The organism is Niallia yueguangensis (assembly GCF_052663115.1).
In genome coordinates, this window is the sequence record NZ_JBQTCX010000028.1 from 1 (window position 1) to 26,760 (window position 26,760).

Sequence of the window (26,760 nt, forward strand, 5' to 3'; positions counted from 1 at the left end):
TGACATCCATTCGGAATCCATCTATTCCTTTATCAAGCCACCATTTCATCATCGTATATACTTCATTGCGAACATCTGGGTTTTCCCAATTTAAATCAGGCTGCTTTTTTGAGAAAAGGTGAAGAAAATACTCTCCTGAATTTTCATCATATTCCCAAGCAGATCCGCTGAAGAAAGACTGCCAATTATTCGGTTCTTTCCCATCTTTTCCAGGTCTCCAAATATAGTAGTCTCTTTTTGGATTTGTCTTAGATGAACGGGATTCAATAAACCAGTTATGTTCATCCGAGCTGTGGTTAACAACTAAATCCATGATTAGCTTCATCCCACGGTCATGGACATTTTGCAATAACATATCCCAGTCTTCCATCGTTCCGAATTCATCCATAATATCTTGATAATCACTAATATCATAGCCATTATCATCATTGGGAGATTTATAGACAGGAGACAGCCAAATAACGTCAATTCCCAATTCCTTTAGATAATCCAATTTAGAAATAATCCCTTGTAAATCACCGATTCCGTCCCCATTGCTATCCATGAAGCTTCTCGGATAGATTTGATAAACTACACTTTCTTTCCACCATTGCTTATTCATAGCTGCTTCCCTCTTTTCTAATACATTTACAAACTATCAATTAATTTTGCACAACTCTCCCTTTCAATAATTTTATGTGGCACTATTTTCGCTTCATTTACCATATTTTCTTTATCTTTTAATAAGTTTAATAACATTTGCACTGATTGCATGCCCATATCAAATATTGGCTGATGGACGGTCGTGATGGATGGTCGGTAAACTTCGGCAATAGGAACATCATCAAAACCTATAATAGATAAATCCTGTGGTATACGGAAGCCCATCTCTTCTGCTGCTCGAATGGCTCCAATCGCCACCATATCACTTACACAGCAAAGTGCAGTCGGTCTATCCTTCAAACTGAACAGCTTTTTTGCTCTTTCATACCCTGATTGAACGTCGTAGTCGCCTTCCCAAAACCAGTCCGGATTATATTCAATACCTGCATCTGATAATGCTTTCTTGTAGCCTTCATAGCGGATGATTCCTGAATCATAATAATTTAAATCTCCACTGAACATAGCAATTTCACGGTGTCCAAGCCCAATTAAATACTGCACCGCATCATAAAATGCTTGAAACTCATCTATATTAATAGAAGAAAATTTCTCCTCGTCCTGATCGTAATGACTTGCAAATACTACAGGAATAGAATTCACTTCAAAAAACTCCTTGTATTTTTGCTTTTTATTTGGAGAAGAACTTAAAATGATTACTCCATCAACATACTTTTCCTTCATAAGCTGTAAGTAATGCAATTCCGTTTCTAAATTCCCTTGTGTATCGCAAAGAAGCGTTGAGTAATTTGCTTTAAAACATTCATTATTTACCCCTCTTACAAAGTTTGAGAAAAAAGCGTTGGAAATATCGGGGATCAGTACACCGATTAATAAGCTTTCTTTCATTATCAAACTGCGTGCGACTGAATTAGGTTTAAACCCAAGCTCTTCAACTGTCTGTAATACTTTTTCACGTACTGCTGCACTTACCGGTTTACTACGATTTAATACACGAGACACGGTGGCAATTGACACATTAGCTTTTTGCGCCACATCTTTGATTGTAATAGTTATTCCCTTCATCCCCCAATCTCGTATACTATTAACATTTTTTTCTAATGCAATAGATGGAATATTTTAATATTTTATATTAAATGTACCAAAAATCGCTATTATTTAGGAAATGTTTTATTTAAAAAAATTATATTCTTGCATTTATTCCCATATATTATGGATATTTGTATAACCAATCGGTCCGGTTTTAACACTTATCCTTTATCTGCTCCAGCCGTAACCCCTTCGATTAAATATCGCTGCATAAATATAAACAATAACGTAACAGGCAAGGCGATCATGACACATCCAGCTGCAAATACAGTAAACTGACTCGCTACATTCTTCCCGATTAAATCAAACAGTCCGACTGCTAATGTCTTTTGCTCTGGTGAACGAAGAACAAGCTTCGCAAAAATGAAATCAGTAAAGGCACCATTAAAGGTCATTAACGATGTATAGACGATTAATGGTTTGGACAATGGCAAAATGATTTTGGAAAAAATCAACATATGTCCTGCTCCATCGATTCGTGCGGCCTCGATGATTCCATTTGGCAATGTATCAAAAAAGTTTTTCGCAAATAATACATTTATTAATGGTGCACCAGCAACATAAAAGATAATGATTGCTGTATGGGTATTAAGCAAATCCAATTGTGTAAGTAGGATATATACAGCGATCATACTCATATAACCTGGGAATAAACCTAAAATTAGTATGCTGCTGAATAAATGTTTCTTTCCTGTGAAACGAAATGTGGAGAATATATATCCACAAATAAGGGTAGAAATCGTTCCACAAACCATGCTGATAATCGCAATTTTCAATGTATTCATATACCACTCGGCAAATGGCATATTAGTAAATAGATGTTTATAATGCTCCAACGTAAATGTTTGTGGAATTAATGTTTCACTATATAAGGATGTACCAGGACGAAAGGAAGCCAAGATCACCCAAAATGCTGGATAGAGACAAATAATCGCAATGATGATTAAGGCAAGATAGCTTAAAGTCAAACGTATCCGTTTTTTTGTTTTCCCCATTAATGTGAATCCTCCTCTTTAAAAGCTTTTGTCCGACGAAGATTAAAGATGGCAAATATAGAAAGACCAATAAAGATGAATGTACCGATTACGGATGCAAAATTATATTGGCCAACATCCATGGATAAACTAAAGAGCCAAGTGATTAATATATCTGTGTGCCCAGCAAACATATAATCTGCATTTGTCGGCTTACCATTTGTCATTAAGTAAATAACATTGAAATTGTTAATATTAGCGACAAACTGCATAAGAAGAATTGGCGCCATAGTAATCATAACGGATGGATACGTAATTAAACGAAGCTTTTGAAAAGCAGTCGCACCATCTATATCGGCTGCTTCATACATATCCTTGGAAATCGTTGTAAGTATCCCTATAATCATAAGCATCGTAATAGGAAAACCTAACCAAAAATTCACTAAAAGGATCGTTACTTTTGCCCACATTGGATCAGACAGCCAAGGAATTGAAGAAAGTCCCATCAGCTTTAAGTATTGATTAATTGGACCAAACTGCCCGTTGAACATATTTCGTAAAATTAAAGCAGATACGAACATTGGGATAGAAAAAGGCAAAATAAACAGTGTACGCCACAATTTTTTATATTTAATTTCCTTTTGCTGCACAAGCAGAGCTACAGCAAATCCACCGATAAAACAAGTTAATGTTGCTAAAATAGCCCATGTAAACGTCCATAATGTTACTCCATAAAGGGTGGAGCTCCATGCTTTAATCTTAAAAATATTAAAAAATGTTTTAAAGCCATGCCAATCGATTAAATGAGCAGGAGGCATCGTTTCTCTTGTATAATTCGTAAATCCAATTAAGATCATGAATATAATCGGCAGTACGGTAAAAAAGAATATCCCCAACATTGGAATCGATAAGATAATCTGCGGAAATTTATATTCTGATATATATTTAATCGTCTGACGGAAATTATTGATTTTTACTCCGTGTTCTCTAAGACTGCCAATATGATATGCATCTTTAATATTCATTACATAAATGCATACGATAACAATCAGCATAAAAATAGTAATGAGCCCTTCCACCATCAAAAAGATGGAGTGGTCTCCTATCACATTTTGATAGATTTTGCCTACTTTTTTTAATTGCGTCGCCTGTTCCCCCAGCGTAGTCAAGCCCCAAAGTGCATGCGGAAGGCGAAAAATGATTGTATATAAGCTAAAAAGGTGAATGGCAAAAAGAAGAATTCCCTTTATATACTGCTTATTGTAAATTTGGCCTAATCCCATAGCAATGATCGATAAGATTACTGCTTTTTTTCGACGCGGAGAAACGTCAGCTTGTTCATAACCCTTAATGTTTTTCTCCTGAATCATTTTTTCTTGCATCTCCCTTCCATCACACAAAATTGTGACCATCCAGCAAACTTATGCCAGATGGTCCTTTTCTAAATGAACCCTTGTCTCTGTGATTACTTGCTGCCAGCTTCAATACTTTCTTTCATCTTGCTTTGTGCTTGGTCTAAGGTCTTTTTAATATCTGAACCATTCCAAATTCTCTCTAAAGCTGGCTCGACATTTACCCAATAATATTCCATTTCAGGAAGGTTTGGCATCGGTGTTGTATACTGTGATTGTTTAATAAATCCTTGCATTAATTTATTATCTTTAAATTCAGGCAAGTTGCTATCAACACCTTTAAATACTGGAATATTTCCTAATTCCTGTGCACTTTTTATTTGATTTTCTTTTGATGCCATAAAGTGGGCAAAAAGTTTAGATGCATTTGGATACTTCGTATATGCTGAAACATAAATGCCGCTGATTCCAGAGTATGCTAATGGTCGTTTGCCGCCTGGCATTTCTGGAAGAGGTACTACGTCCATATCAAATGATACATCTTTATAAGAAGCTGCATTAAATGTTCCATCAATATTTAATGCTACTTTTCCATCATGGAATAAGCTTGTTTTTACGTCACGTGTAATTTCTGTATTTTTAATTGGAAGAATTTGCTTAAGAGATTTAAAGAATTCCATCCCTTTCACTGAACCCTCGCTGTTAATTCCTAAATCATTTTTATCCGTTCCATTTTTTCCAAAAACATAACCGCCATATCCAGCCATAAAGGAATTCACATCATACAGACTGTTTGTTTCCATCATAAATCCATATTTATTATTCGGAATATCATTGTACTTTTTCGCAATATCCATTACTTCGTCCCAAGTATCAAGCTTCGCATCTCCTACAATATCTCTGTTTACATACATTGCATATGTGTACATATATTGTGGGTAGCCATATAAAATATTATTGTATGTTACAGCATCAATCGCTGATGGAATCGTATTTGCTTTTGTTTCTTCTTCAAAATAGTCATTCGGCAGAATAAGTCCAGATTTTGCTGCATCTCCTACACGGTCATGGCCGAATGCCAGTACATCTGCTCCTAATCCTGCAGGTCCATCTGTTTTTAATCGAGGTAGTGTTTCAGTATAAAACACATCTTCCAGCTCAACTTCTACTTTATATTGCTTTTCAAATTCAGCGATTGCATCTTCTGTGAACTTATTTTTTACAGTCCATAATTTTAGCTTTGCTCCTTCTTCTGGTACTAATTCACCAGAATCTCCTCCAGCATTTGCCTGCTCATCTGTTGATTTTTTTTCTGATTTTCCACTACACGCAGACAGCAGTAACATCATCATTGCAATAAATAAAATCAGCCCTTTTTTCATCTCTAAGTCCCCTCTGCTTTCTTATGAATTATATATATAAAGCACTAATGTATTTACATAAAGCACCTTGCGATTCTCTTAGTAGAGATTAACGCTAAAGTAAATACTCAATGCTACCTCGCTACTTCCATTTTCAAAAGGCTATTTTCGTATAGATTGTTGCTTTTAAACTCGCAGCCTGAATACACTTCGCTTTCCGTGGGCAAGCGCCGAGCCTCCTCGTCGCATACGCTTCTGTGGGGTCTCGTCTTTCTCGCATTCCCACAGGAGTCTACGTGTACTCAGGCTGCTAAGAAATGCTTTTCCAAATGTTTTATGTAAAAACAACAAACTTTGAGAAAACAGCCTTTCAAAAAGATATAATGAAGATTATCGTATTGCCAGCTCTGTCTCTTTATCAAAGAAATGAACTTTGTTTGTATCCATATATAAAGTCAATTGTTGTCCATTTGTGTATTGCTTATTCCCTTTTACCCTTGCTGTCATCTGAATACCATTAACTTGAACATACAAATACATTTCTGACCCCATATTTTCCAGAACTTCCAGCGCTGCTTGCAATGGAGCTAAATTATTTTCATTATTAGCATCATAAAAGTCTTCAGGTCTAATCCCAAGGATGACCTCTTTATTTACATATCCTTTTGTGCGAAGAGCTTTATCGTTATTTTTTGAAACCTTAAACTTTACTCCTGATGCTGTAAAATAAAGATTGCCATCTTCTTCTTTCATTTTTCCATCTATAAAATTCATGGCAGGAGACCCAATAAAGCCTGCAACATACTTATTAACTGGGTAGTTATAAATCTCCGTTGGCGTTGCTGCTTGTTGAATTTCCCCATTATACATAACGACAATTCGGTCTCCCATTGTCATTGCTTCTGTTTGATCATGTGTCACATAAACAAATGTTGTTTCCAAACGCTTATGCAATTTGCTTATTTCTGCCCGCATTTGTACACGGAGCTTGGCATCTAGATTTGATAAAGGCTCGTCCATTAAAAAGACTTGAGGATTCCGAACAATCGCTCGTCCTAACGCAACACGCTGTCTTTGCCCACCTGAAAGAGCTTTGGGCTTTCTTTTCAAGAGATGCTCCAAGTCTAAAATCTTCGCTGCTTCAATGACTTGCTTTTCAATCTCTTTCTTTGGAACTTTTCTCAGTTTTAAGCTAAATGCCATATTGTCAAACACAGTCATATGTGGATATAAAGCATAATTTTGAAATACCATTGCAATATCCCGGTCTTTTGGAGCAACATCATTCACCAGTTTATCGCCAATATAGAATTCACCTTCTGTTATGTCTTCCAATCCAGCAATCATTCGAAGCGTTGTAGACTTGCCACAACCAGAAGGACCGACAAGCACCAAAAACTCTTTATCCTTCACCTCTAAGTGAAAATCTTTGACTGTATAAGCGTCACTTTTATATTTTTTCTTTACATGCTCAAACCGCAAACCTGCCATTTCTTAAACCCCTTTCTTCCAATTCAACTACTTTAAGGTGCAAACCTAAATTTATTTGATGATTTTATTATTCTAAGGAAAAGGTTTTCCTAATCTGATAAAAACACTTAGGAAAACCTTTTCCTAATAAACTAAAAAACTTATCTTTTTTCAAAAACGGTGTCCTCTGCAAAATAATAGAATGATGGTTTTAATATTATCTTTCTTTTTACTTGGAAAAGGTTTTCCTAAAGTCTCTTAAAAAATGATAGGAAAAGGTTTTCCTAATCAGCAAAAATTCCCCATTCATTCTTACACTCGTATATGTATTCTCTCCTTTACCACTTTTATTTCGCCTTTGAAAACGATCATCTTTCGTTTTCTACCTAACTAACATGGTTATAGAAAAAACTAACATCATTGCTTTCCTAAAAACCCCTAAGCAAATTCTATCATCAGATGTTAAGAAAGATAACATCGATTAAGTTAATTCATATTATATAGTGGGAATTTTCTAAAAACAATAGAAAAATCAAAAAAATTAGTATTTTTTTATTATCCGAAATTTGGTATTCCAATGATTCTTCCATAGAAAAAGCTCTGGTCAGATGCTTCTTCCACGCAGAGAGAAAGCATCCAACCAGAGCTTGATTATTCTAGCAAAAATAGAAACTGCTTTTTTCAGCTGGTTTTATTACTTCCCCTCATAGTCCGGCAATTAAGGTTGCCGGGTAGAAACTTATGGGCCATATTCCCATGATTATATGAGGGCTATAAAATTGTTCGTTTATTCATCTATTGCTTTAAAACAATATCATCATACAAGCATTTATATTCATTGTCAATAATAAAATCGAATAATAAAACTCTATGTACATTTATTGTTCGTGATTTAACCTTAATTTTACCAATGTGGCAATATAGCTTCGCTGCCTTATTGGAAAAAGGCTAATATTTCCTGCCCCTCTCCAACAATTCACAGATGATATGCCCTAACCATTTACATCTTAAAATAACTGCGAAGTAAATAACTGATCCATCTGCAATCAGGATGATTTCGAATATTTTCTAACAGTCCTTTTACAATAGCAGGACTAAAAGTAGATTCAAGCATCTGCTGTTTCAACAGAATTAAGGATTCCTTTTCAATCGATTCTTCCATCTCTGCTATTTTATTCTCCATATTTTCAAGGATTTGTTCCTTCGTTGCTTCTTCATTTATCGGCTGCTTTATTTTTTGGTAAAGCTCTTCTGAGAAAAAAGAGACGGCAGCATGTTTTGCCAGTAAATTTGTTTTTTCCACAAGCGATCGTGACAATAAATCTAAATCAAATGGCGCATTGGAAAATAAAAACAAATGGGAGTAAATATTCATAAAGCCTTTAATAGCGTAGATCATATCATATTTTGTTTTTAAATCGCTTCCATATAAACGTTCAATCATAGAAAGAATCGTTTTCTCGATTAAGCTGTCATAATAATGCATTTTTAAGATAAATTCTTGATTAAACGAATTCTCTTTAATAAAAATTTTTGTGAAATCAGAATACTTATAAAAAATCGAAAAAACCGCATAGTAAAATTCAAATAAAAGCGCCTCTTTTTTTTCGTTCCTGACTACATAGTCAATATCGGCGGTTATCTGCATCATAAAATGATCAATCAATGCTAAAATCAATTCGTCCTTTGACTTGAATGATAAGTAAAAAGCACCTTTTGAAATATTGCATTGCTCTGTTATTTGCTGAACAGAGGTAGCTTCAAATCCTTGTTTTGCAAAAAGCTCCAGCGCTTTTTCCATAATTAATTGTTTTTTCATCATTTTATTTTTCCACTCCTAAGGTCATATTGTTGACAAATGACTATGTAGTCACTATTATGAATAAATGAGTTAGACAAGTCAATTAAAGGATGGTGTAGCAGTGAAAGGTATAACAAATTTTGTCTTGAAAAACAAACTGGCAGTATGGCTTTTGACCATTATCATTACTGTCTCTGGCATTTATTCAGGTACCCGTATGAATATGGAGACGATGCCTGATATTTCGATTCCTTACTTAATGGTAATGGACGTATATCCTGGCGCAACTCCTGAAAAAGTAATGGAAGATGTATCCATGCCTTTAGAGAAAGCAGTGGAAAACCTTGAAAATGTCAAAGCTGTCTATTCAAATTCTTATTCTAACATGGCAAACATTCAAGTGGAATACGAATATGGGATCGATATGGACGAAGCAAAACGTGAATTAAAATCTGCATTAGATGCAGTTAAATTGCCTGAAGGAGCACAAGAGCCGACTACTTCCGCAATCAGCATGAACATGATGCCAGTTGTTGCCTTAAGTGTAAGCAGCTCCAAAGAGGATATTGTTGACTTAACCTCAACAGTGGAGGATATTATCCTTCCAAAAATCGAAAAGATCGATGGTGTAGCCTCTGCTACTATTTCAGGCCAGCATGTGGAAGAAGTGGACCTGACTTATAATAAAGAAAAAATGGCTGCACTTGATTTAACAGAAGATAAAGTGAAGCAAATGATCCAAGCAAGTGACCAAGCAGTTTCATTAGGACTTTATGAATTTAAAGAAGGTGAACAAGCTGTAGCAGTAGACGGCAAGTTCATGACAGCTAATGAATTAAAAAATATGCTCATACCTGTAACTCCGTCAGAAAAAAATCCATCCCCTTTTGTGAAGCTCAGCGATATTGCTTCCATCAAAGTGGTTGGTAAAGTAGAATCGGTTTCTCGTACAAATGGTAAAGATGCCATTGCGATTCAAATTGTCAAAGGTCAACAAGCAAACACTGTTGACGTTGTAAATAAGGTAAAAAAACTAGTTAAAGATGAAAAAGCAAATATCGATGGCATTGACATCGATGTAACAGTTGACCAGGGCAAACCAATTGAAGACTCTATTTCAACGATGATTGAAAAAGCGGTATTTGGTGGTTTAATTGCTGTATTAATCATTCTGCTATTCCTGCGTGATTTTAAATCAACGATCATTTCCATTATCTCTATTCCAGTGTCAATTTTTATGGCGTTGCTTTTATTAAACTGGATGGATATTACGCTGAATATTATGACGCTTGGTGCAATTACCGTTGCCATCGGCCGTGTCATCGATGACTCCATCGTCGTAGTAGAAAATATTTATCGTCGTCTTCATTTAAAAGAAGAGAAATTAACAGGACGGGCTCTTGTTCGTGAAGCGACAATTGAAATGTTTAAACCAATCTTGTCATCAACATTAGTAACGGTTGCCGTATTCGCTCCACTTATGTTCGTTGGTGGCATGGTCGGCGAGATGTTTACGCCGTTCGCATTAACGATGACATTTGCACTTGGCGCTTCGTTAATTGTAGCGATTACGATTGTACCTGCTTTATCTCACTTTTTATTTAAGAAAAAGCTATACAGTGAAAAGACAGAAAGCCGCCACAAAGAAACAGGCAAATTATCTATATGGTACAAAGGGGTTCTTGCAAAAGCGCTTAACCATAAAATCATTACTTCTATCATTGCCGTTGTTTTATTAGTAGGAAGTTTAGCCTTGACTCCATTAATCGGCTTTAGCTTTATGGGCAGTGAAGAAGAAAAAGTCATGTACTTAACCTACACCCCGGAAGCAGGCGAGCTAAAAGAAGACACGTTAAAAAATGTTCAAGCAGTAGAAGAGAAAATGCTGCAGCGTAATGATATTGATATCGTTCAATTATCTGTAAATGATGAAGCCGATCAAATGTCCGCAATGATGGGCGGCGGCGCTGGCGGTGCATTAATGTACCTAATATTTGATCCTGATATGGATAATTTCTCTAAAGTTCGTGATGATATTGTAGAATACGTGACCAATCTTAATCAATCTGGTGAATGGAAGAGCCAAAACTTCGCTTCTACGTCAGGATCTACAAATGAAGTCAGCTATTCTTTCTACAGTGAAAATTTAGACAACCTTAATAAAACGGTTAAAATGGCAGAAGAGATTTTACAAAAAAATGACGGCTTAAAAGACGTTACCTCAAGTGCAGAAGATGCATATGTAGAGTATACATTCAAAGTAGCACAAGATGAATTGCTGCAATATGGGTTGACAGCAGGCCAAATTGCTATGATGCTGAGCCCAACAAAAACAAAAGATGTTTTAACAACGGTTGAAAAAGATGGAAACTCTTTAGATGTAATCGTACAGCAAGACGAAGCTGCACAGCCAAAATCAATCGATGATCTTTTAAAAACAAAAGTACCGACAGCACAAGGTACAACAATGCCGCTGTCTGAGCTTGTAACAGTAAAAAAAGGGACAACATTAAATACACTTGCACGCAGCAAAGGCGAATACTTCGCATCAGTTTCTGGAACAATCATTGGTGATGATATTTCGAAAACAACAGCTGAAGTAAAAAAAGAAATAGATAACTTAGATCTTCCTAAAGGTGTTACACAAGACGTTGGTGGTGTATCTGCCGATATGGCGGAAACATTTACACAGCTTGGAGCAGCAATGCTTGCAGCAATCGCAATCGTGTACTTTATCCTAGTTGTGACATTCCGTGAAGGTGTTGCACCATTTGCGATCCTATTCTCGCTTCCTTTTGCGGTAATTGGTTCATTTGTTGGTTTATTAATCGGCGGAGAAACCATTTCAGTTTCTGTAATGATGGGGCTGTTAATGTTAATCGGTATCGTTGTAACAAATGCCATTGTCCTCGTGGACCGTATTATTCATATGGAACGTGATGGCATGACGATGCGTGATGCGGTGCTTGAAGCTGGAGCAACACGCCTGCGTCCAATTCTTATGACTGCCATTGCCACAATCGGTGCCTTAATTCCATTAGCACTCGGATCAGGCGGCGGCGGTTTAATCTCAAAGGGTCTTGGGATTACAGTAATCGGCGGTTTAACAAGCTCGACTTTATTAACGTTAATTGTTGTACCAATCGTTTACGAAGTATTATCTAAGATTTTTAAGAAAAACCGTAAAGTAGTAGAAGAAAACTAGAAAAGCGGAGGTGCCTTGGTCAGCCCCGAAGAAGAATGTTCTCTTAACTCAAAAAGTGCTCTTTCCTTTTAGAGTCAAGAGGTTATCTTTCATAAGGGCTGGCCGCTTGCGCTAGACAGTTAACTAACTTAAAACTTACAAATTCTATAGCAAAAACAGCCCTGCAAGATGAAATACTTCTTGCAGGGCTGTTTTTGCTATAGCGCCTAGTAAATAGGCACCTAAAACATATTCCTTTTTATTTTTGAAAGATGTCAGATAAAGAAGTGGAAATTTGATGTCTTTCGTTGAAATGAAGATTTTTTTCTATTTCTATTAAATGTTCAATCATTAATTTTTCAGCAAGGTCTTCATCCTGCTCCTTAATTGCATGGAAGAGATGGAGATGATGGAGGCAAGTGTCTTTTTCTGCTTGTCCTCTTCCATATATGGAAATAATGACATGAGTTAAGGAAATTAAGTCTTCTAAGTATTGATAAAAATAAGAATTTCCTGCCATTTCAGCTATTTTCAAATGGAAATCTCCCGACAATTGGATCGAATCAATATAGTCTATATGCTCATACATAGTTCGTTCCTCTTCCACCATCTTCTCGAGTTCATTCAGCTGCTCGTCTGTATATAAACGGCATGCTTTTCGAACCGCCTGCGCTTCTAGTACTCGTCTCATTTCAAAAACTTCTTTTGCTTCTTCAATAGATGATGATGTAACAAATGCCCCTTTGTTTTCAATTATTTTTACTAATCGTTCATAGGACAATCTTCGAAGAACGTTGCGGACCGGGGTTCGACTTACTCCAAATGACTCTGCTAGTTCTTTTTCAACCAACTGCATATTTGGCCGAAGCTTTTGAAGGATGATCGCCTGTTTTATTTTTTCGTAAATTTCTACTTCTTTTGAGTTCATCCGGATGTTCCTTCCATCTTTTATCACACCATATAAAAATTCATGATGGTGGTTTTTATATAAATATTAGAATGCATACAACTTTTATATGTAATAATTTACAACATCATTATCTAATTTCCAATCATTTTGGTGATTTTTTTATTTATTATATCACTGATATCATTCAAAGGAGAGAAATCTCATGTTGACTTCCATAAAAAAAAGAATGCCCACATCAATGGACATCCCCTCTTATATTACTACTAACCTATTTTTCTACTTGCAACATCATTATTTTCAAAAATCGTACCTTTTTTAAACTTCGAATCTTTAAATGCAAATTTCATTAGAAGAAGGTAAGCAATTCCTGCTACGACAACGCCGATTATCCACGCTAGTTCTACTACGATAAAGGCTGCAGCTGCACCGATAAGCATCGCTAGTATTGCGGCTGGATTATATCCGGCAAACGGACCGTCTTCTTTGTACAAATCTGCTACATTTACTTTTTGTTTTCTTAACAGGTAATATTCGATTAATAAAATCGAAACAATTGGACCTAAAAATGCTGAATATATTAAGACGAACATACTAAGTCCCTTTGCAGAAGAGTCTTGTACAAGCAACCATGGAAATGATACTAGTCCAAGCAGTCCAGTTACAGTTACAGCTGGTTTGTATTTTAGTTTAGTAATCAATGTGATGACATAAGTTGGCGGAATAATATTGGCAACCATGTTTACAGCAACTGCACCCATTACAATAAATGCTGATACAAAGAATGTAATATAAGAGTTGTCTACTATGATTGCAAATGCTTTTACAGGATTGGAAATACCTGTTGCAGAAGCAAGCATTGCACCAATTGCTAGAACAAATCCATATGCGATTAAGATAGGGAAGAAGTATAAAGCACCGCGTTTTTTGTCGCTAAGACCAGATTTCAGTTCTCGTGAATAATCTGCTGCGCTTAAAAAGATTCCTGCATAATTCCCCAAAAACACCATAATGAATGCAAAGAACGGCAAGCCCCATGATCCTTTTGCATGAACCCATTTTTCTACAATAACTTCGCTGTGGGATTTTAAAAGAACGCCAAATACATACACCAGTGCTAGCATAATTACAATAGACGCAAGGGATTCTACCCATTTAATAGCATGGAAACCGTACAGTGAAAGTACAATTTGAATCACTTGAAGCACGACAAAACAAATAGCAACACTATCAAAGGCACCGCCTGTTACGATTTTAGCAATTTCATTTAATGCCGTTCCACCAATCCAGCTTTGAAAACCATACCAAATGATAGCTGGAATTCCCCGTAAAAGTGAGGAAATGACGGAACCTTTCAGCCCGAAAGACATTCTAAGCTGCACAACATAAGGTATTCCTGTTTTGTATCCAAGTCTGTCGTTTAAAGCAAAAAATCCGGAAATGATGCCAATTGCGATGATAGCTGCAAGAAATGTTTGATAAATGTTCAGCGTTGCTACTCCCGCTGCAATCAAACTAGCTCCAAGCGTCATATTTCCTAAATTAATGCCGTCTCCGATCCACATAAACATATACGATAGCGATCCTACCGTCCGAACCTTTTCAGATTTCGGCAATAGCGATTCATCAACATTTGTACCATGTTGAATATTCGTCTCCTTTGTCACATTACTTCCTAAATTTGCAGCCATAATCCCCACTCCTTTTTTATGTTTAAAGTAATTATTTATGTTCCTGTTGCCCCTACTCTTACACTTACTTCTTTTATAAAAATAAGTACCTGACGGATTGAATATCTGTAATTAAATTCTAAATATTCAGTTATTGTAGGATTCATGATGGTATACAATTTTTATAAGTTTGCATTTCTATATGAATACTAGATTGTATACAACATTTATATGTTATAATTTACAACATCATTTTCTAAATTTCAACAATTTTTTGATAATTTCTTTGTTTTTTTACATCAAGATGGTAGATTTTATTACATCTATTGCATAACTCTGGATTTTTCTGTTTTTTCGTTGTATAGCATCACTCTAATACGTCTAACGAAGCATTTGTAAGTTTGAACATCGCAGCCTATTACTCTATAGAAAAATGGTTACCCTTCTTAGATTTTCTGTTGATCATAAAGTTAGATCGAGTAATTTACTCAATATGTTTTCTGTCTTTTTTCGATCATTAATCTAAACAATATTTGTTACAAACATGTGAACATAACTTTATATAAAAACGCTTTATTTGTTCAATTCACAAATTAGACACATATTTGTGATGTTTTTCACAATTTATCCACTATAATAAAAGTATCAAAAGCAGATGGATTACAGAAACAACGAAATAGAGCTTTTGATTAAATATCTAATCAGATGAACTTAGCTTATTCTAATAAATTAATTTTAATAATAAAGGAGAGAGATACGATGAAAAAACAAAATATTAACCGTGTAGTATTAATTGGTACTGGAGCAGTTGGATGCAGTTATGCTTATTCTTTCATTAACCAAGGAGTAGCAGAAGAATTGGTTTTAATTGATGTAAATGAAAAAAGAGCAGAAGGCGAAGCAATGGATCTTAACCACGGCATGCCATTCGCTCCAAAACCAGTAAAAGTTTGGAATGGTAAATATGAAGATTGCGGACTTGCTGACTTAGTTGTAATCACTGCAGGTTTGCCGCAAAAACCAGGTGAAACTCGTTTAGATTTAGTTGCTAAAAATACTGCCATTTTTAAAGACATTGTGAAAAGTGTTATGGACAGCGGATTTGATGGCATTTTCTTAATCGCAACAAACCCAGTTGATATTTTAACGTATGTGACATGGAAAGAATCTGGCTTACCGAAAGAAAGAGTAATCGGTTCTGGAACAACTTTAGACAGTGCTAGATTCCGGTATATGCTTGGCGAATACTTTAATGTGGATACTAGAAACGTACATGCCGCTATTATTGGCGAACATGGCGACACAGAATTGCCAGTGTGGAGCAAAACAACTATTGGCTTAGAAAGTGTAGAGTCTTTAGTAAGCAGAAATCCACAATACAATTTTGAAGATTTAGATGAAATCTTTGTAAATGTTCGTGATGCTGCATACCATATTATTGAAAGAAAAGGTGCAACCTATTATGGCATTGGTATGTCTCTAGTTCGCATTACAAAAGCAATCTTAAATAATGAAAATGCTATTTTACCTGTATCTGCTTACCTTGATGGACAATATGGTCATAATGATGTGTATATCGGTGTTCCAGCTGTTATCAACCGTGATGGTATTCGTGAAGTAGTTGAGCTTCATTTAAATAAAGAAGAACAAACACAATTTGAGCATTCTGTTAAAGTGTTGAAAGAAACAATGTCTCCTGTACTTTTTGTACAAAATTAAGAAACTTGGCAGTCGATAAATAATATAGTACGAAAACAAACCGGCATGTTGGCATGCCGGTTTTGTTTATTCTATATTCAACTGAATCTTACTCAAATATCGTACCTTTTTTGAATTTTGAACCTTTAAATGCATATTTCATTAGAAGAAGGTAGGCAATTCCTGCTACGACAACGCCGATTATCCATGCTAGTTCTACTACTACAAAGGCAGCAGCTGCACCGACCAGCATCGCTAGTATTGCCGCTGGATTATATCCAGCAAATGGACCGTCTTCTTTGTATAAGTCTGCAACATTTACTTTTTGTTTTCTTAATATATAATACTCGATTAATAAAATCGAAACAATCGGACCTAAGAATGCAGAATAAATTAAAATGAACATACCAAGTCCCTTTGCAGAAGAGTCTTGTACAAGCACCCATGGGAAGGATACTAATCCAAGCAGTCCAGTTACAGTTACAGCTGGTTTGTATTTTAGTTTAGTAATCAATGTGATGACATAAGTCGGCGGAATAATATTGGCAACCATGTTTACAGCAACTGCACCCATCACAATAAATGCTGATACAAAGAATGTAATATAAGAGTTGTCTACTACGATTGCAAATGCTTTTACAGGATTGGAAATGCCTGTTGCAGAAGCAAGCATTGCACCAATTGCTAAAACAAATCCATATGCGATTAATATAGGGAAAAAGTATAAAGCACCGCGTTTTTTGTCGCTAAGACCAGATTTCAACTCTCTTGAATAATCTGCTGCGCTTAAAAAGATTCCTGCATAATTTCCCATAAACACCATGATGAATGCAAAGAACGGCAAGCCCCATGAGCCTTTTGCATGAACCCATTTTTCCACAATAACTTCGCTGTGGGATTTTAAAAGAACACCAAATACATAAACAAGTGCTAGCATAATAACGATTGATGCAAGTGATTCTACCCATTTAATGGCATGGAATCCGTATAACGAAAGCACAATTTGAATCACTTGAAATACAACAAAGCAAATAACAACATTATCGAAAGAGCCGCCTGTAATAATCTTAGCAATTTCATTTAAGGCAGTACCACCAATCCAGCTTTGAAAACCATACCATATTATAGCGGGAATACCACGTAAAAGGGAAGAAATAACAGAACCTTTTATCCCGAAAGACATTCTAAGCTGCACAACATATGGTATACCTGTTTTATATCCAAGTCTGTCGTTTAAGGCAAAAAATGTAGAAATAATAGCAATTGCGATAATAGCTGCAAGAAATGTCTGATAGATGTTCAGCGTTGCTACTCCCGCTGCAATCAAACTAGCTCCAAGCGTCATATTTCCTAAATTAATACCGTCGCCAATCCACATAAACATATACGATAGCGATCCTACCGTTCTTTCCTTTTGTGATTTCGGCTGTAGCGATTCATCCACACTTGCAGCATGTTCAACCTGAGTGTCTTCTGCAACATAATTTTGTAAATTTGTAGACATTGTACTCAACTCCTTATTATTTTAAACATAATGGTTTATGTTACAAGGCCTCTTTATCATTAGTCTGACTTTGTCCCAAGCATTCGGATTCAGTCTACTAATGTAAAGTCCCCGTATATCCAATCAATTATTACTTTTTGTTAAATTCGGAATATTAAGTCTATATTTTCCAGAACATAGCTTACTGTAAAAATATTGTTATTTCGCCAATAATTTCGGTATTTAAAAAACTTAAAACTCTTTTAACTTAGGGGAAATTCGAATCAGCATTAATTTACAGCCAAATCGAATTCCCCAGGTAATGCTTTATCTTTTACTACCTATAGAAATAAGGATTTATTCAGCTTTTTTATTGTAGGTTACGAGTTGTCCCACTGGCTCACCTACAATGCCTTCATTCACATCAAAAACAAGATTTCCGCGGACAAATGTTTTCGTAACGCGGCAATTAATTTTTCTGCCGATGTACGGGCTGTGTTGATGGCGATAATATAGATCCTCTTTTTTTACAACATACGACTGGTTTGGATCTACTAAAATAATATCTGCATCCTTTGCGACCGCAATTTCCCCCTTATTTGGCATATGAAATCGCTGCGCAGGGTTGTAGCTAATCATGCGGACAAAATCAGTTACAGGAAAATTTCTCTTAAGAATCGCTTCATCAAACATCAAGTCGACGTTGTTTTGGCAGCCTGTAATTCCACCCCAAACTTCAAAAATATTATTTGTTTCACTATATTTCATTTCCGGTGGACATGGCGAATGATCCGATGTCAACATATCAATTTTGCCTTCGATTAATTTCTTCCACAGCTTTTCTTGGGCTGCTTCATCACGCAATGGAGGAGAACATTTGGCAACTGGACCAATCTCCTCAAATTGAGCAGTTGTAATCGTGAAATAATGAGGGCAAGATTCAACCGTGACATCTAATCCATTATTTCTTGCTTTTGTAATTTCCTCGACTGCTTCCTCTGAACTGATATGAACAAAATGCAGTTTACAGCCAGTTTCTTCCGCGAAAAATAATGCTCGTTTAACGGCTTCCACTTCTGTAAATACCGGGCGTGTCGCGACATAATCTGTTGCGGTTATTTTACCTTTTTTCACCATTTCCTCTGCCATCCGATCCGTAATCAATGCATTTTCAGCATGGATGGACAACATATGACCAAGTTCAGCTAATTTCTTCATTCCGGTATATAATGTATAATCATCAACATTTGTAAAGTCTTCTGGAATATCAGAACCGCATGTTGACATGAAACATTTATAAGCAACTACCCCTTCATCGGAAAGTTCTTCTAATTGTTCTAAATTACTAGGAACAAGTCCGCCGTATAAGGCATAGTCAACATAGTTTTTTCCTTTTGCTGCATCTAGCTTTAATTGAAGTGATTTGCGGTCAACTGTTGCTGGCAATGCGTTTAATGGCATGTCAACATAGCTTGTCGTACCTCCAGCAGCCAACGCTTTTGTTCCAGTCACAAACCCTTCCCATACCGTCCGGCCTGGTTCACAAATATGGACATGGGTGTCAATCATGCCAGGCATAACATATTGCCCTTTTGCATCCACTATTTTGTCAGCCTCACCATCAATTGTTTCCGCAATTGCAGAGATTTTTCCGTTTTTTACGGCAATGTCTACATTTTTCACTTCGTCCCTGAAGACTACTTGTCCACCTTTAATAATCAGATCATATTCCACGCAAATTTCCTCCTACTGTATATCATGTTTAGCTACAACTTTGGTATACCAACTATTTTTCCATTATTGGAACGGTAATTGTTTCATTCTATTATCTGAAAACTTCTGACAAATTAGCGGGAATCTGAAGTTTCTCATTGAAATAAAGGTAATCTTCTATTCTATTATTTGTTCAATCGCTAAATTTCCCGCTAAATCCTCATTGTTTTTCTTTTTTCCGGAAAATTTTTATATAGAATACATAATTGTATACAATTATTTCCGAGCTGTACTTTTTATTGAATACTAGATTGCATACAATTTCTTATACGTTATAATTTACAACACATTTTTTAAATTTTCAATTACTTTCCGAAAAAATGTTTTATTTTTTGACATATATGTGGCACGTTTTCTTACACACCTAATATATTCTGTATTTTCTTTTGTTCTTTTAGCGTGACAGTTCTTTTAAATAGTAATTATTTGACATTGAAATCGCTTTCTTTTATACTGTAAACAGGTTGGATGGCATAAGTGGTCATCATGGTATTCAGCGTAGGATGGAGCTGGTACTAAAATTGCTGCAAGTTAATACTTCTTAGAAAAGATAAAAAAGACAATCCATGCAGGTTGTCTTTTTATCTTTCTTAAGAAAAATATACATTTATGTTGAATTAAAAAATTTCAAATAAGTTATTAGAAAGAACAACCTTTTATTAAACTAAGAAAATAATTGATGGCAAGGGATCGTTCTTTATCTCTTTTACGCATACAAAGATAAACAGGGCGTTTTATTTTAATACCTTTAACCTTAACTCTACCTACTTCTTTTCGTTCTATATGTTCTTTTACAGCAAGTGAAGGTGCTAGCATTATACCGTACCCAGAGATAATAGCGCGAATGGATTCATTTAAACCATGAAATTGCAGCCCTATATGTGGGGCTGGAACCCCATGAATCTTGCATAAAGAAAAAAGGATATCTCTTGTGGAACTTCCTTCTTCCCTTAATAAAAATGGTTCCTTGATCAAATCAGATAATAATACCTCTTTCCCATCATATTTATGACCTCTAGGGACAATAAACCAATAATCTATGTCTATTATTTGATATAGGTTTAAATCTGTATTTCTCCACTCTTCTTTTACTACAATAGCGATGTCGGTTTTATAGTGAATTAATTTTTTCATTACTTGATTTGAATTCCCACTATATAATTCTACATTTACTAAAGGGTATTCTTTTTTAAACTTTGCCAGCCATGAAGGCAGTAAAAAATTAGCTGGTAAATAAGTTGAAGCTATTCGTAGTTTTTCAAATTCTCCTTTTTTTAAATGTTCTAATTTATTTTCAATCTCTTTTTCCATATCAAATAAACTCTCTGCTTGTTTAAATAAAAAGTCACCTGCATCGGTTAACTTTATCCCTCTTCCATCTGTTTCAATCAACTTTAAATCAATTTCATTTTCTAATTTTCGTATTTGAATAGTCACAGCAGGCTGGCTAATTAAAAGAGCCTCTGCGGCTTTAGTAACACTCTTTAGGGAGGCTACAGTGGTAAATATACGTAAGGAGTGAAGGTTCATTTATACAAACTCCTATCATTAGTTTTATTTATGAATATATTTAAAACATATATTAGATTTATCAATTTTTATTATATACCCTATAGATAAAAATTGGTAAAGGAGATAAATCAATGAAAGCCTCTATCATTAAAAAGAAAGTCAAAAAGAACAAAAAACAGAAAATATATATAATCTTCTTTCTTACCGTTATGTTATCAATAGGAGCTGGAACAGGAGTTTATGTAGTAAAAGCAGAAAATTCCCATCATTTTATTTTAGTTTCTATTGGGCTAGGAGCCTCACTTTTAGGAACATTAGCAGGAGGAGCGGGTTTGATTACAGTACCAAGCATGATGTTGGCTGGTATTCCAATTCAAACAAGTATTGCTACGAACAAATTTTCTTCTGGCATAGCTGCATTTTCAAGTGTATTTTATCTTATCCGTCATAAACAGCTTACTATAAAATCTATCATCAACAATTTATTAATAGCATTTTTGGGAGGTATTGGTGGGGCTTTATTAACATCACATATTCATGAAGAAACAATGAATATTACTGCCCTCATTTTACTTTGTTTTGCATTGATTGTTACGATTAAAAATAAGAAAAGGAAAGAAAATATACATGTTCCCAAAAAACATTCGAGTAACAAGATAAAGCTATATATTCCTTTTTTTGTCGCCGCTTATGACGGAGGGTTTGGTCCAGGTTCTTCTACATTTAGTATTTTGTATTATATGAAAAACAATCATAACTATATGAAAGCTGTCCAAATGACGAGGGTTCTAATCTTAGGAAGTTGTGCAGGAGGATTTATTATTTTTTATCAAAGTGGATTTATTCATTGGTCCTATTCGATTGCTATGGCTATCGGTTCTATTATTGGCTCTCAAATAGGTCTTATACTTTTACCTAAGGTGCATAAAAAAATTGCAAACACTTTATTGCTTACGATTATCTGCCTTTTAATCGTACAAATGATTTACAAATTATTTTGTCATTAACTAACTGTTAAAAAACACTAGAAAAATCTTTTTATAGCCTTCAATAACGATACAATTTACACGTAAATTATTTTTAAATTATTCATTAAAAAATAACTTGGGGCTTCCGAGAAATCCCTAAAAAGTAAAAACAGCTAAAGAAAAACGATCCATTTTCTTTAGCTGTTTTTTCGTTTGCAGTTTTTTCATTAAAGTAACGAGTGGGGTACCTGTTACCTATTAGAGTGTGTCCTAATGCTACAAACCCTTTGTTTTTCTATCTATTTCCTGGAGCTGGCTGATCCACCCCTTTTATACGATGTCGATGTCCATCATCTTCTGTTGTGTAGAAATCATAATAGTGGACATGCATTCCATTTCCTACAGGAATCGCTGGTCCAGAATAAGCCTTATAATAATGGTTATGCCCATCTTCAAATACAACATACCCCTCCGTTAAATGGATATGGTTGTTATCCTCAGTCTGTATAGGAGGCGAAGTAACATCTAAACATTGATGAACGTGACCATCCACAACCGAAGTGTAATCAACTGAACCATGATTATGGTGCGGTACAAATCCTTTTACAAAATCATTTTTTCTTATTGTAGCCATATAATCACCCCTATAAAGTTATCCAGTAATTTATGGGAGACGAACATCTTATTCCCCTAATTCATAACGAAGCTGCAGATGATTTTGCCTATTCTCCCTTAAAAAATCTCTTTATTACCAATGATATTTATAGGAAAATGAGAATATGTATTATTTCAAAAAAATTTTCCAAGATTTATGTGCTATAAAAAATTGCTTAAAAATAATAAATCCTAAAGGGTAGTAACTGTGTTTACTGACTACTTTGATTTATCGATACAGTCACCTACTACTTTATATATTATTCTATATTCTCATTAAAAATAGATGTGTAAGCATATAGAGCAGGCGCCCCACCGGAATGAATAAATACGATATTATCTTCTTTTTTAAAAGTACCTTTTCGAATCAAATCAATAAGCCCTGCCATTGCTTTCCCCGTATATACAGGATCTAGTAAAATACCTTCCGTACTTGCTGTCAGCCGAACGGCCTCCATCATTTCTTTTGTTGGGATGGCATATCCATCGCCTACATACTCATCAAAGCATTGGATATCTTTACGAGATAAATTATCAATATGTAAGTGATTTCCTATTTCAGAAAGCAAATTATATACTTTATTCTCTTGTTCTTCTTTATCGCGACTTACATTCATTCCAATAACCGGAACATTACTATTTAAACCTTGAAATCCTGCTACTAATCCAGCATGCATTCCTCCACTCCCACTTGTGCATACTACATAGTCCATTTGTATTTGCTGTTCAAATGCTTGAGCAAGAAGCTCCTGAGCACAAGCTGCATATCCAGTTGCTCCAATTGGATTTGAACCTCCAACTGGAATTAAATAAGGGGTATGTCCTTTTTCAACAAGCTCTTTTTCCACCTTTTTCATCTCTTGCATGAGATCTGTGCCTTCAGGAACAAATTTCATGTCTGCAGCACCAAGAAGATGATATAGAAAATAATTTCCTGTTGGCATATCACTCGCTTTATTCTCCCCTTCTTCAAGTACAAGCACACATTTCATTTTTTCTTTTACAGCAGCAGCTAGAGTTAAGCGACAATGGTTCGATTGAACAGCTCCACAAGTAACTAGAACATCTGCACCATGCATTTGAGCATCTGCTATTAAGTACTCTAGTTTTCTAGTTTTATTTCCTCCGGCAGTTAGACCTAGTAAATCATCACGTTTCATATAAATAGTTGGTCCCCCAAGTACTTCTGACAGTGACTCCAATTTTTCCAAAGGTGTATAAGAGTTTGTATATTTTTTGCGTGGTAAGTGGGATAAATTCATTTACTTTATTCGCTCCTTATTCATCCTATATTTTCATTCCAACTATTTTGAAAAATAGTAAATTAGAATCCTAAAAGGTTTCCTATTCATTTAGAAATTACATTAATACTTATCAATCGTTGCTCCAAGAACAGAAGCACGAATGAAATCTAATTTTTGAAATCGTTGGAGTTCCTTTTTAGTACCAGTTACTACTGCTCCATTGTATTTTAATTCTTTGCTATTTGATTTTGTAGCCTCTTTAATTCCTTTAAGAGCCTCTCTAACCTCACCTTTGTGCTGATTTGTTTCGTCTAGTTCATATAATTTATTAATAAAAATCTGATTTATCTCCTCAGAGTAAGGAGTTTCAGACTGAACATCTATTCCAAAGGCTCCTCCTCCGCCTTTTGTTTTTAAACTATCATGATCCAATTCCTTTTCCATTCTTTCCATTTGAGCTGAAGTTGTTGTATCAGCCCATAGCCAATTAACATTTTTATATCCAAGTCGGCTGCCTAATTCATCTATGGTCATTGGTTCTTTAAATGATAATGCAATCTCGATTATTACATGTTCATGTAATGAATCTACGATATCTATTTCGTCTGGTAAAAAATCGTACGATAATTTAGGATAATAAAAATCTATTTTGCGTTCATTATTAAAGTCATTATAACGAACTTCCCGTTTATCCTTATCATTTAGTGCATACATTTCCATCATTCCGCTTCCTCTTTCAATCAGTTTTTTTCTGCCAAATAAAGGTATTTCCTCTGTTTTTTTATCCCAAAGTATGGAGCGGTCACCCATATTTTTACGGTATGTTGTCTCTGCAGTTACACTAAATATATCATGGTTATACCATGTATTTCCGTAAGAAATATTAGCTCCATGAATACTGTCATAAAGAGATTCATTATTGTCCAGTTTTTTATTTAGAATATACTGGCTGCCATTAAAGACAATAAACAATAAGATAATCGTGGTAATAGATGCAATAAGTATGTATTTAATCATTTGTTTTCTTTTTGCCTTTTTTATAGCCACCTGTAATGATGGTTTGCTTAAAAAATCAATTTCTTTCTCTGTTTTGGAATTTTTATCATCCATGACTTTCCTCCTTATATACTTTTGCCAATTGTTTTCTCGCCCTATATAAATTCGTTTTTACTGAGCCAATACTCATATTTAATAATGCTGAAATGGAATCATAAGATAAACCAGAATAATACTTTAATAACAAGAGCTCTTGATATTTTGGTTTTAATTTAAAAATTGCCTGTTTAAGTCCCATGTTCCGTTCCTTATCAAGAAATATGGTTTCAGGAAGCTTATTGAAATCGATTTTTACTGTTTCCATGTTTTCATTTAGATCATACCTTTGTTGTTTTCGATATTGGTCATAGTGAGAATTTAAGGCAACACGGAATAGCCAACTGCGTACCTTGGACGTTTTTATTGAATCATAATGCTGTAGATATTTAACCGCTGCATCTTGAACAGCATCTTCTGCATCTGTCTGAGATATACCTATTTTACATAAGTATCGATATACGATATTAAGCTCTGAATTTAGTTGATTATTTTTATTTATGTCATCCATCTTCATCCTCCTGCTTACTAGACGTTTATCAAAAAGAAAAGTTTACATTCGAATACCATAAACATCGAAAAAATTTTTTATACTTACTCTAATAAAAAGAACGTTCCTGTATCGTACAGAAACGCACCTGTTCATTGAAAAGATTCATTAACATTCACTTTTGAAAAATATAAGGTGATTAAGATTTTTATAAGCTCTCTATTTCACCTGAATGGTAAGGCATTACATTATTAGCAGTACCAACATCCTCCCATTTTATTTCTGCAATTTCGTTCTTTTCTCCATCTATAACTTTTGCTTTATATTTTTCCATCTAAATTCGCGAAAATACTTAGAAGGTTGCCATCTGGATCTTTAATAATGGCATAGCGTTGACCCCAAAATGCATCCCATGGTTCACAATAAATTTCATACCCTTGCTCTTTTAATTCCTGACATTTTTTATCCACACTTTTCACTTCATCCATAATAAAAGCCAGCTCCACTTTTGGAATTACAGTTCCAATTGGTTCTTGAACATCTGCTAAAGACACTTGATAAACCTCTGTCAGCATATCCAGCAAATTTAAAGAAATACGCACTCCATCATTTTTTAACTCTGCATAAGGTTCATCAGGACCTCCTGCTAAAATGTCAAAACCTAATGCCTGGTAAAACATCAAAGACCTTGCCATATTTTTTACCTTAAGACCTACCATATCTAATCTCATAATGTTCGTGCTCCTCTTTTTAGATTCAATATATCCTTTGGAATTTTCTTAGGAAGCTATCACTTTAAAAGCGAATTCCTATAGGAATCAATTTTTATCATCTACATAGAATGTAGTGTGAACCTTATAACCTATGGAGGTGTTTAGACTGATTCATACCGTTAAACCAGGTGAAACACTGACTCAGATTTCAAAAGACTATCGTACACCACTGTCGGCAATCATTCGTGCTAACCCTGTTATAAATCCAAATGTTATTTATCCTGGTCAATCCATTGTAATACCGGGTTTTCCTCTAACTGAAACCATTCCATATCAGATTGATGTATCTGTTAATAATCGTTGGCTGAAACTGCTAAAAGACGGTGTATTGCAAAAACAATATCCGATTGCTGTTGGAAGAATATTATTCGGGACACCAGTTGGAAAGTTTATCATTATCAATAAAGCTCCAAATCCTGGAGGTCCATTCGGTACCATGTGGATGAGTTTATCTAAAGAACACTATGGTATTCATGGAACGAATGATCCTAGTTCGATTGGCAAAGCCGTATCAAAAGGCTGTATTCGAATGTTTAATAAAGATGTAGAGGAATTATCAAGGATTGTTCCAATAGGAACAGCAGTGTCCATTCATCCGTAATTTTTTAAGTGTGTAGGGAAAAAACAATAAAATTTGAGAAAACAGCCAAGATAAACAACGAAGA

The 26,760-nt window shown here is 35.1% G+C and carries 21 protein-coding genes and 1 riboswitch; of the genes, 4 read left to right on the plus strand and 17 right to left on the minus strand.

What is annotated here, in order from left to right:
- The 7 genes from ACTYA4_RS19475 to ACTYA4_RS19505 form a co-directional block, all read right to left on the minus strand.
- Nucleotides 1-601: alpha-amylase family glycosyl hydrolase (locus ACTYA4_RS19475; RefSeq protein WP_443483199.1), on the minus strand; the 601-nt coding region annotated here is incomplete at its 3' end.
- Nucleotides 602-627: 26 nt separating this feature from the next.
- A complete protein-coding gene (locus ACTYA4_RS19480) occupies nt 628-1,665 on the minus strand; it encodes a LacI family DNA-binding transcriptional regulator (RefSeq protein WP_443483200.1) in 1,038 nt (345 codons plus the stop codon).
- Between the two features lie 185 nt (nt 1,666-1,850).
- Nucleotides 1,851-2,684, minus strand: coding sequence for a sugar ABC transporter permease (locus ACTYA4_RS19485; protein WP_443483201.1), 834 nt, complete (start codon nt 2,682-2,684; stop codon nt 1,851-1,853).
- Nucleotides 2,684-4,033: a sugar ABC transporter permease gene (locus tag ACTYA4_RS19490; RefSeq protein ID WP_445505843.1), complete on the minus strand. Its 1,350-nt coding sequence runs from the start codon at nt 4,031-4,033 to the stop codon at nt 2,684-2,686. The genes ACTYA4_RS19485 and ACTYA4_RS19490 overlap by 1 nt, the downstream gene beginning before the upstream one ends.
- Nucleotides 4,034-4,128: 95 nt before the next feature.
- Nucleotides 4,129-5,397 carry a sugar ABC transporter substrate-binding protein gene (locus ACTYA4_RS19495; RefSeq protein WP_443483203.1) on the minus strand — a complete coding sequence of 423 codons (1,269 nt, stop codon included), beginning with the start codon at nt 5,395-5,397 and terminating at the stop codon, nt 4,129-4,131.
- A 369-nt stretch (nt 5,398-5,766) separates the two neighbouring features.
- Nucleotides 5,767-6,867 carry an ABC transporter ATP-binding protein gene (locus ACTYA4_RS19500; protein ID WP_443483204.1) on the minus strand — a complete coding sequence of 367 codons (1,101 nt, stop codon included), beginning with the start codon at nt 6,865-6,867 and terminating at the stop codon, nt 5,767-5,769.
- A gap of 666 nt (nt 6,868-7,533) precedes the next feature.
- Nucleotides 7,534-7,634, minus strand: a riboswitch (purine riboswitch).
- A 212-nt stretch (nt 7,635-7,846) separates the two neighbouring features.
- Entirely contained in the window at nt 7,847-8,668 is an 822-nt protein-coding gene (locus ACTYA4_RS19505) for a TetR/AcrR family transcriptional regulator (RefSeq protein ID WP_443483205.1), read from the minus strand.
- Nucleotides 8,669-8,768: 100 nt separating this feature from the next.
- Between ACTYA4_RS19505 and ACTYA4_RS19510 the strand changes: the two genes are divergently transcribed.
- A complete protein-coding gene (locus ACTYA4_RS19510; RefSeq protein ID WP_443483206.1) occupies nt 8,769-11,852 on the plus strand; it encodes an efflux RND transporter permease subunit in 3,084 nt (1,027 codons plus the stop codon).
- A 238-nt stretch (nt 11,853-12,090) separates the two neighbouring features.
- Here the strand turns inward: ACTYA4_RS19510 and ACTYA4_RS19515 are convergent, their stop codons facing one another.
- A complete protein-coding gene (locus ACTYA4_RS19515) occupies nt 12,091-12,759 on the minus strand; it encodes a GntR family transcriptional regulator (protein WP_443483207.1) in 669 nt (222 codons plus the stop codon).
- A 245-nt stretch (nt 12,760-13,004) separates the two neighbouring features.
- On the minus strand, nt 13,005-14,429 hold the full coding sequence (locus tag ACTYA4_RS19520; RefSeq protein WP_443483208.1) for an NCS1 family transporter: 1,425 nt from the start codon (nt 14,427-14,429) through the stop codon (nt 13,005-13,007).
- A 738-nt stretch (nt 14,430-15,167) separates the two neighbouring features.
- Here ACTYA4_RS19520 and ACTYA4_RS19525 point away from each other — a divergent pair.
- On the plus strand, nt 15,168-16,127 hold the full coding sequence (locus ACTYA4_RS19525; RefSeq protein ID WP_443483209.1) for an L-lactate dehydrogenase: 960 nt from the start codon (nt 15,168-15,170) through the stop codon (nt 16,125-16,127).
- Between the two features lie 88 nt (nt 16,128-16,215).
- Here ACTYA4_RS19525 and ACTYA4_RS19530 read toward each other — a convergent pair whose 3' ends face one another.
- The 3 genes from ACTYA4_RS19530 to ACTYA4_RS19540 form a co-directional block, all read right to left on the minus strand.
- Nucleotides 16,216-17,610, minus strand: a complete 1,395-nt coding sequence (locus ACTYA4_RS19530; RefSeq protein ID WP_443483210.1) for an NCS1 family transporter — start codon at nt 17,608-17,610, stop codon at nt 16,216-16,218.
- A 336-nt stretch (nt 17,611-17,946) separates the two neighbouring features.
- Complete coding sequence (allB, locus tag ACTYA4_RS19535) at nt 17,947-19,323, minus strand: allantoinase AllB (RefSeq protein ID WP_443483211.1); 1,377 nt, start codon at nt 19,321-19,323, stop codon at nt 17,947-17,949.
- 678 nt (nt 19,324-20,001) lie between these two features.
- The gene (locus ACTYA4_RS19540) at nt 20,002-20,892 is read right to left on the minus strand and encodes a LysR family transcriptional regulator (protein WP_443483212.1); all 891 of its coding nucleotides are present in this window, start codon (nt 20,890-20,892) and stop codon (nt 20,002-20,004) included.
- Between the two features lie 113 nt (nt 20,893-21,005).
- Between ACTYA4_RS19540 and ACTYA4_RS19545 the strand changes: the two genes are divergently transcribed.
- Nucleotides 21,006-21,881 (plus strand): sulfite exporter TauE/SafE family protein, encoded by an 876-nt coding sequence (locus tag ACTYA4_RS19545; protein WP_443483213.1) that lies wholly within the window; start codon nt 21,006-21,008, stop codon nt 21,879-21,881.
- Nucleotides 21,882-22,137: 256 nt separating this feature from the next.
- Here ACTYA4_RS19545 and ACTYA4_RS19550 read toward each other — a convergent pair whose 3' ends face one another.
- The 5 genes from ACTYA4_RS19550 to ACTYA4_RS19570 all read right to left on the minus strand — a co-directional run bounded on the left by ACTYA4_RS19550 (nt 22,138) and on the right by ACTYA4_RS19570 (nt 26,053).
- Nucleotides 22,138-22,476: a YmaF family protein gene (locus ACTYA4_RS19550; RefSeq protein ID WP_443483214.1), complete on the minus strand. Its 339-nt coding sequence runs from the start codon at nt 22,474-22,476 to the stop codon at nt 22,138-22,140.
- 280 nt (nt 22,477-22,756) lie between these two features.
- Nucleotides 22,757-23,758 carry a D-cysteate sulfo-lyase gene (gene cuyA, locus ACTYA4_RS19555; RefSeq protein WP_443483215.1) on the minus strand — a complete coding sequence of 334 codons (1,002 nt, stop codon included), beginning with the start codon at nt 23,756-23,758 and terminating at the stop codon, nt 22,757-22,759.
- A gap of 102 nt (nt 23,759-23,860) precedes the next feature.
- Complete coding sequence (locus ACTYA4_RS19560; protein WP_443483216.1) at nt 23,861-24,850, minus strand: anti sigma factor C-terminal domain-containing protein; 990 nt, start codon at nt 24,848-24,850, stop codon at nt 23,861-23,863.
- Nucleotides 24,843-25,343: an RNA polymerase sigma factor gene (locus tag ACTYA4_RS19565; protein ID WP_443483217.1), complete on the minus strand. Its 501-nt coding sequence runs from the start codon at nt 25,341-25,343 to the stop codon at nt 24,843-24,845. The genes ACTYA4_RS19560 and ACTYA4_RS19565 overlap by 8 nt, the downstream gene beginning before the upstream one ends.
- Nucleotides 25,344-25,642: 299 nt before the next feature.
- A complete protein-coding gene (locus tag ACTYA4_RS19570) occupies nt 25,643-26,053 on the minus strand; it encodes a VOC family protein (protein ID WP_443483219.1) in 411 nt (136 codons plus the stop codon).
- A gap of 148 nt (nt 26,054-26,201) precedes the next feature.
- Between ACTYA4_RS19570 and ACTYA4_RS19575 the strand changes: the two genes are divergently transcribed.
- A complete protein-coding gene (locus ACTYA4_RS19575; RefSeq protein ID WP_443483243.1) occupies nt 26,202-26,696 on the plus strand; it encodes a L,D-transpeptidase family protein in 495 nt (164 codons plus the stop codon).
- The last annotated feature ends 64 nt before the right edge of the window (nt 26,697-26,760 follow it).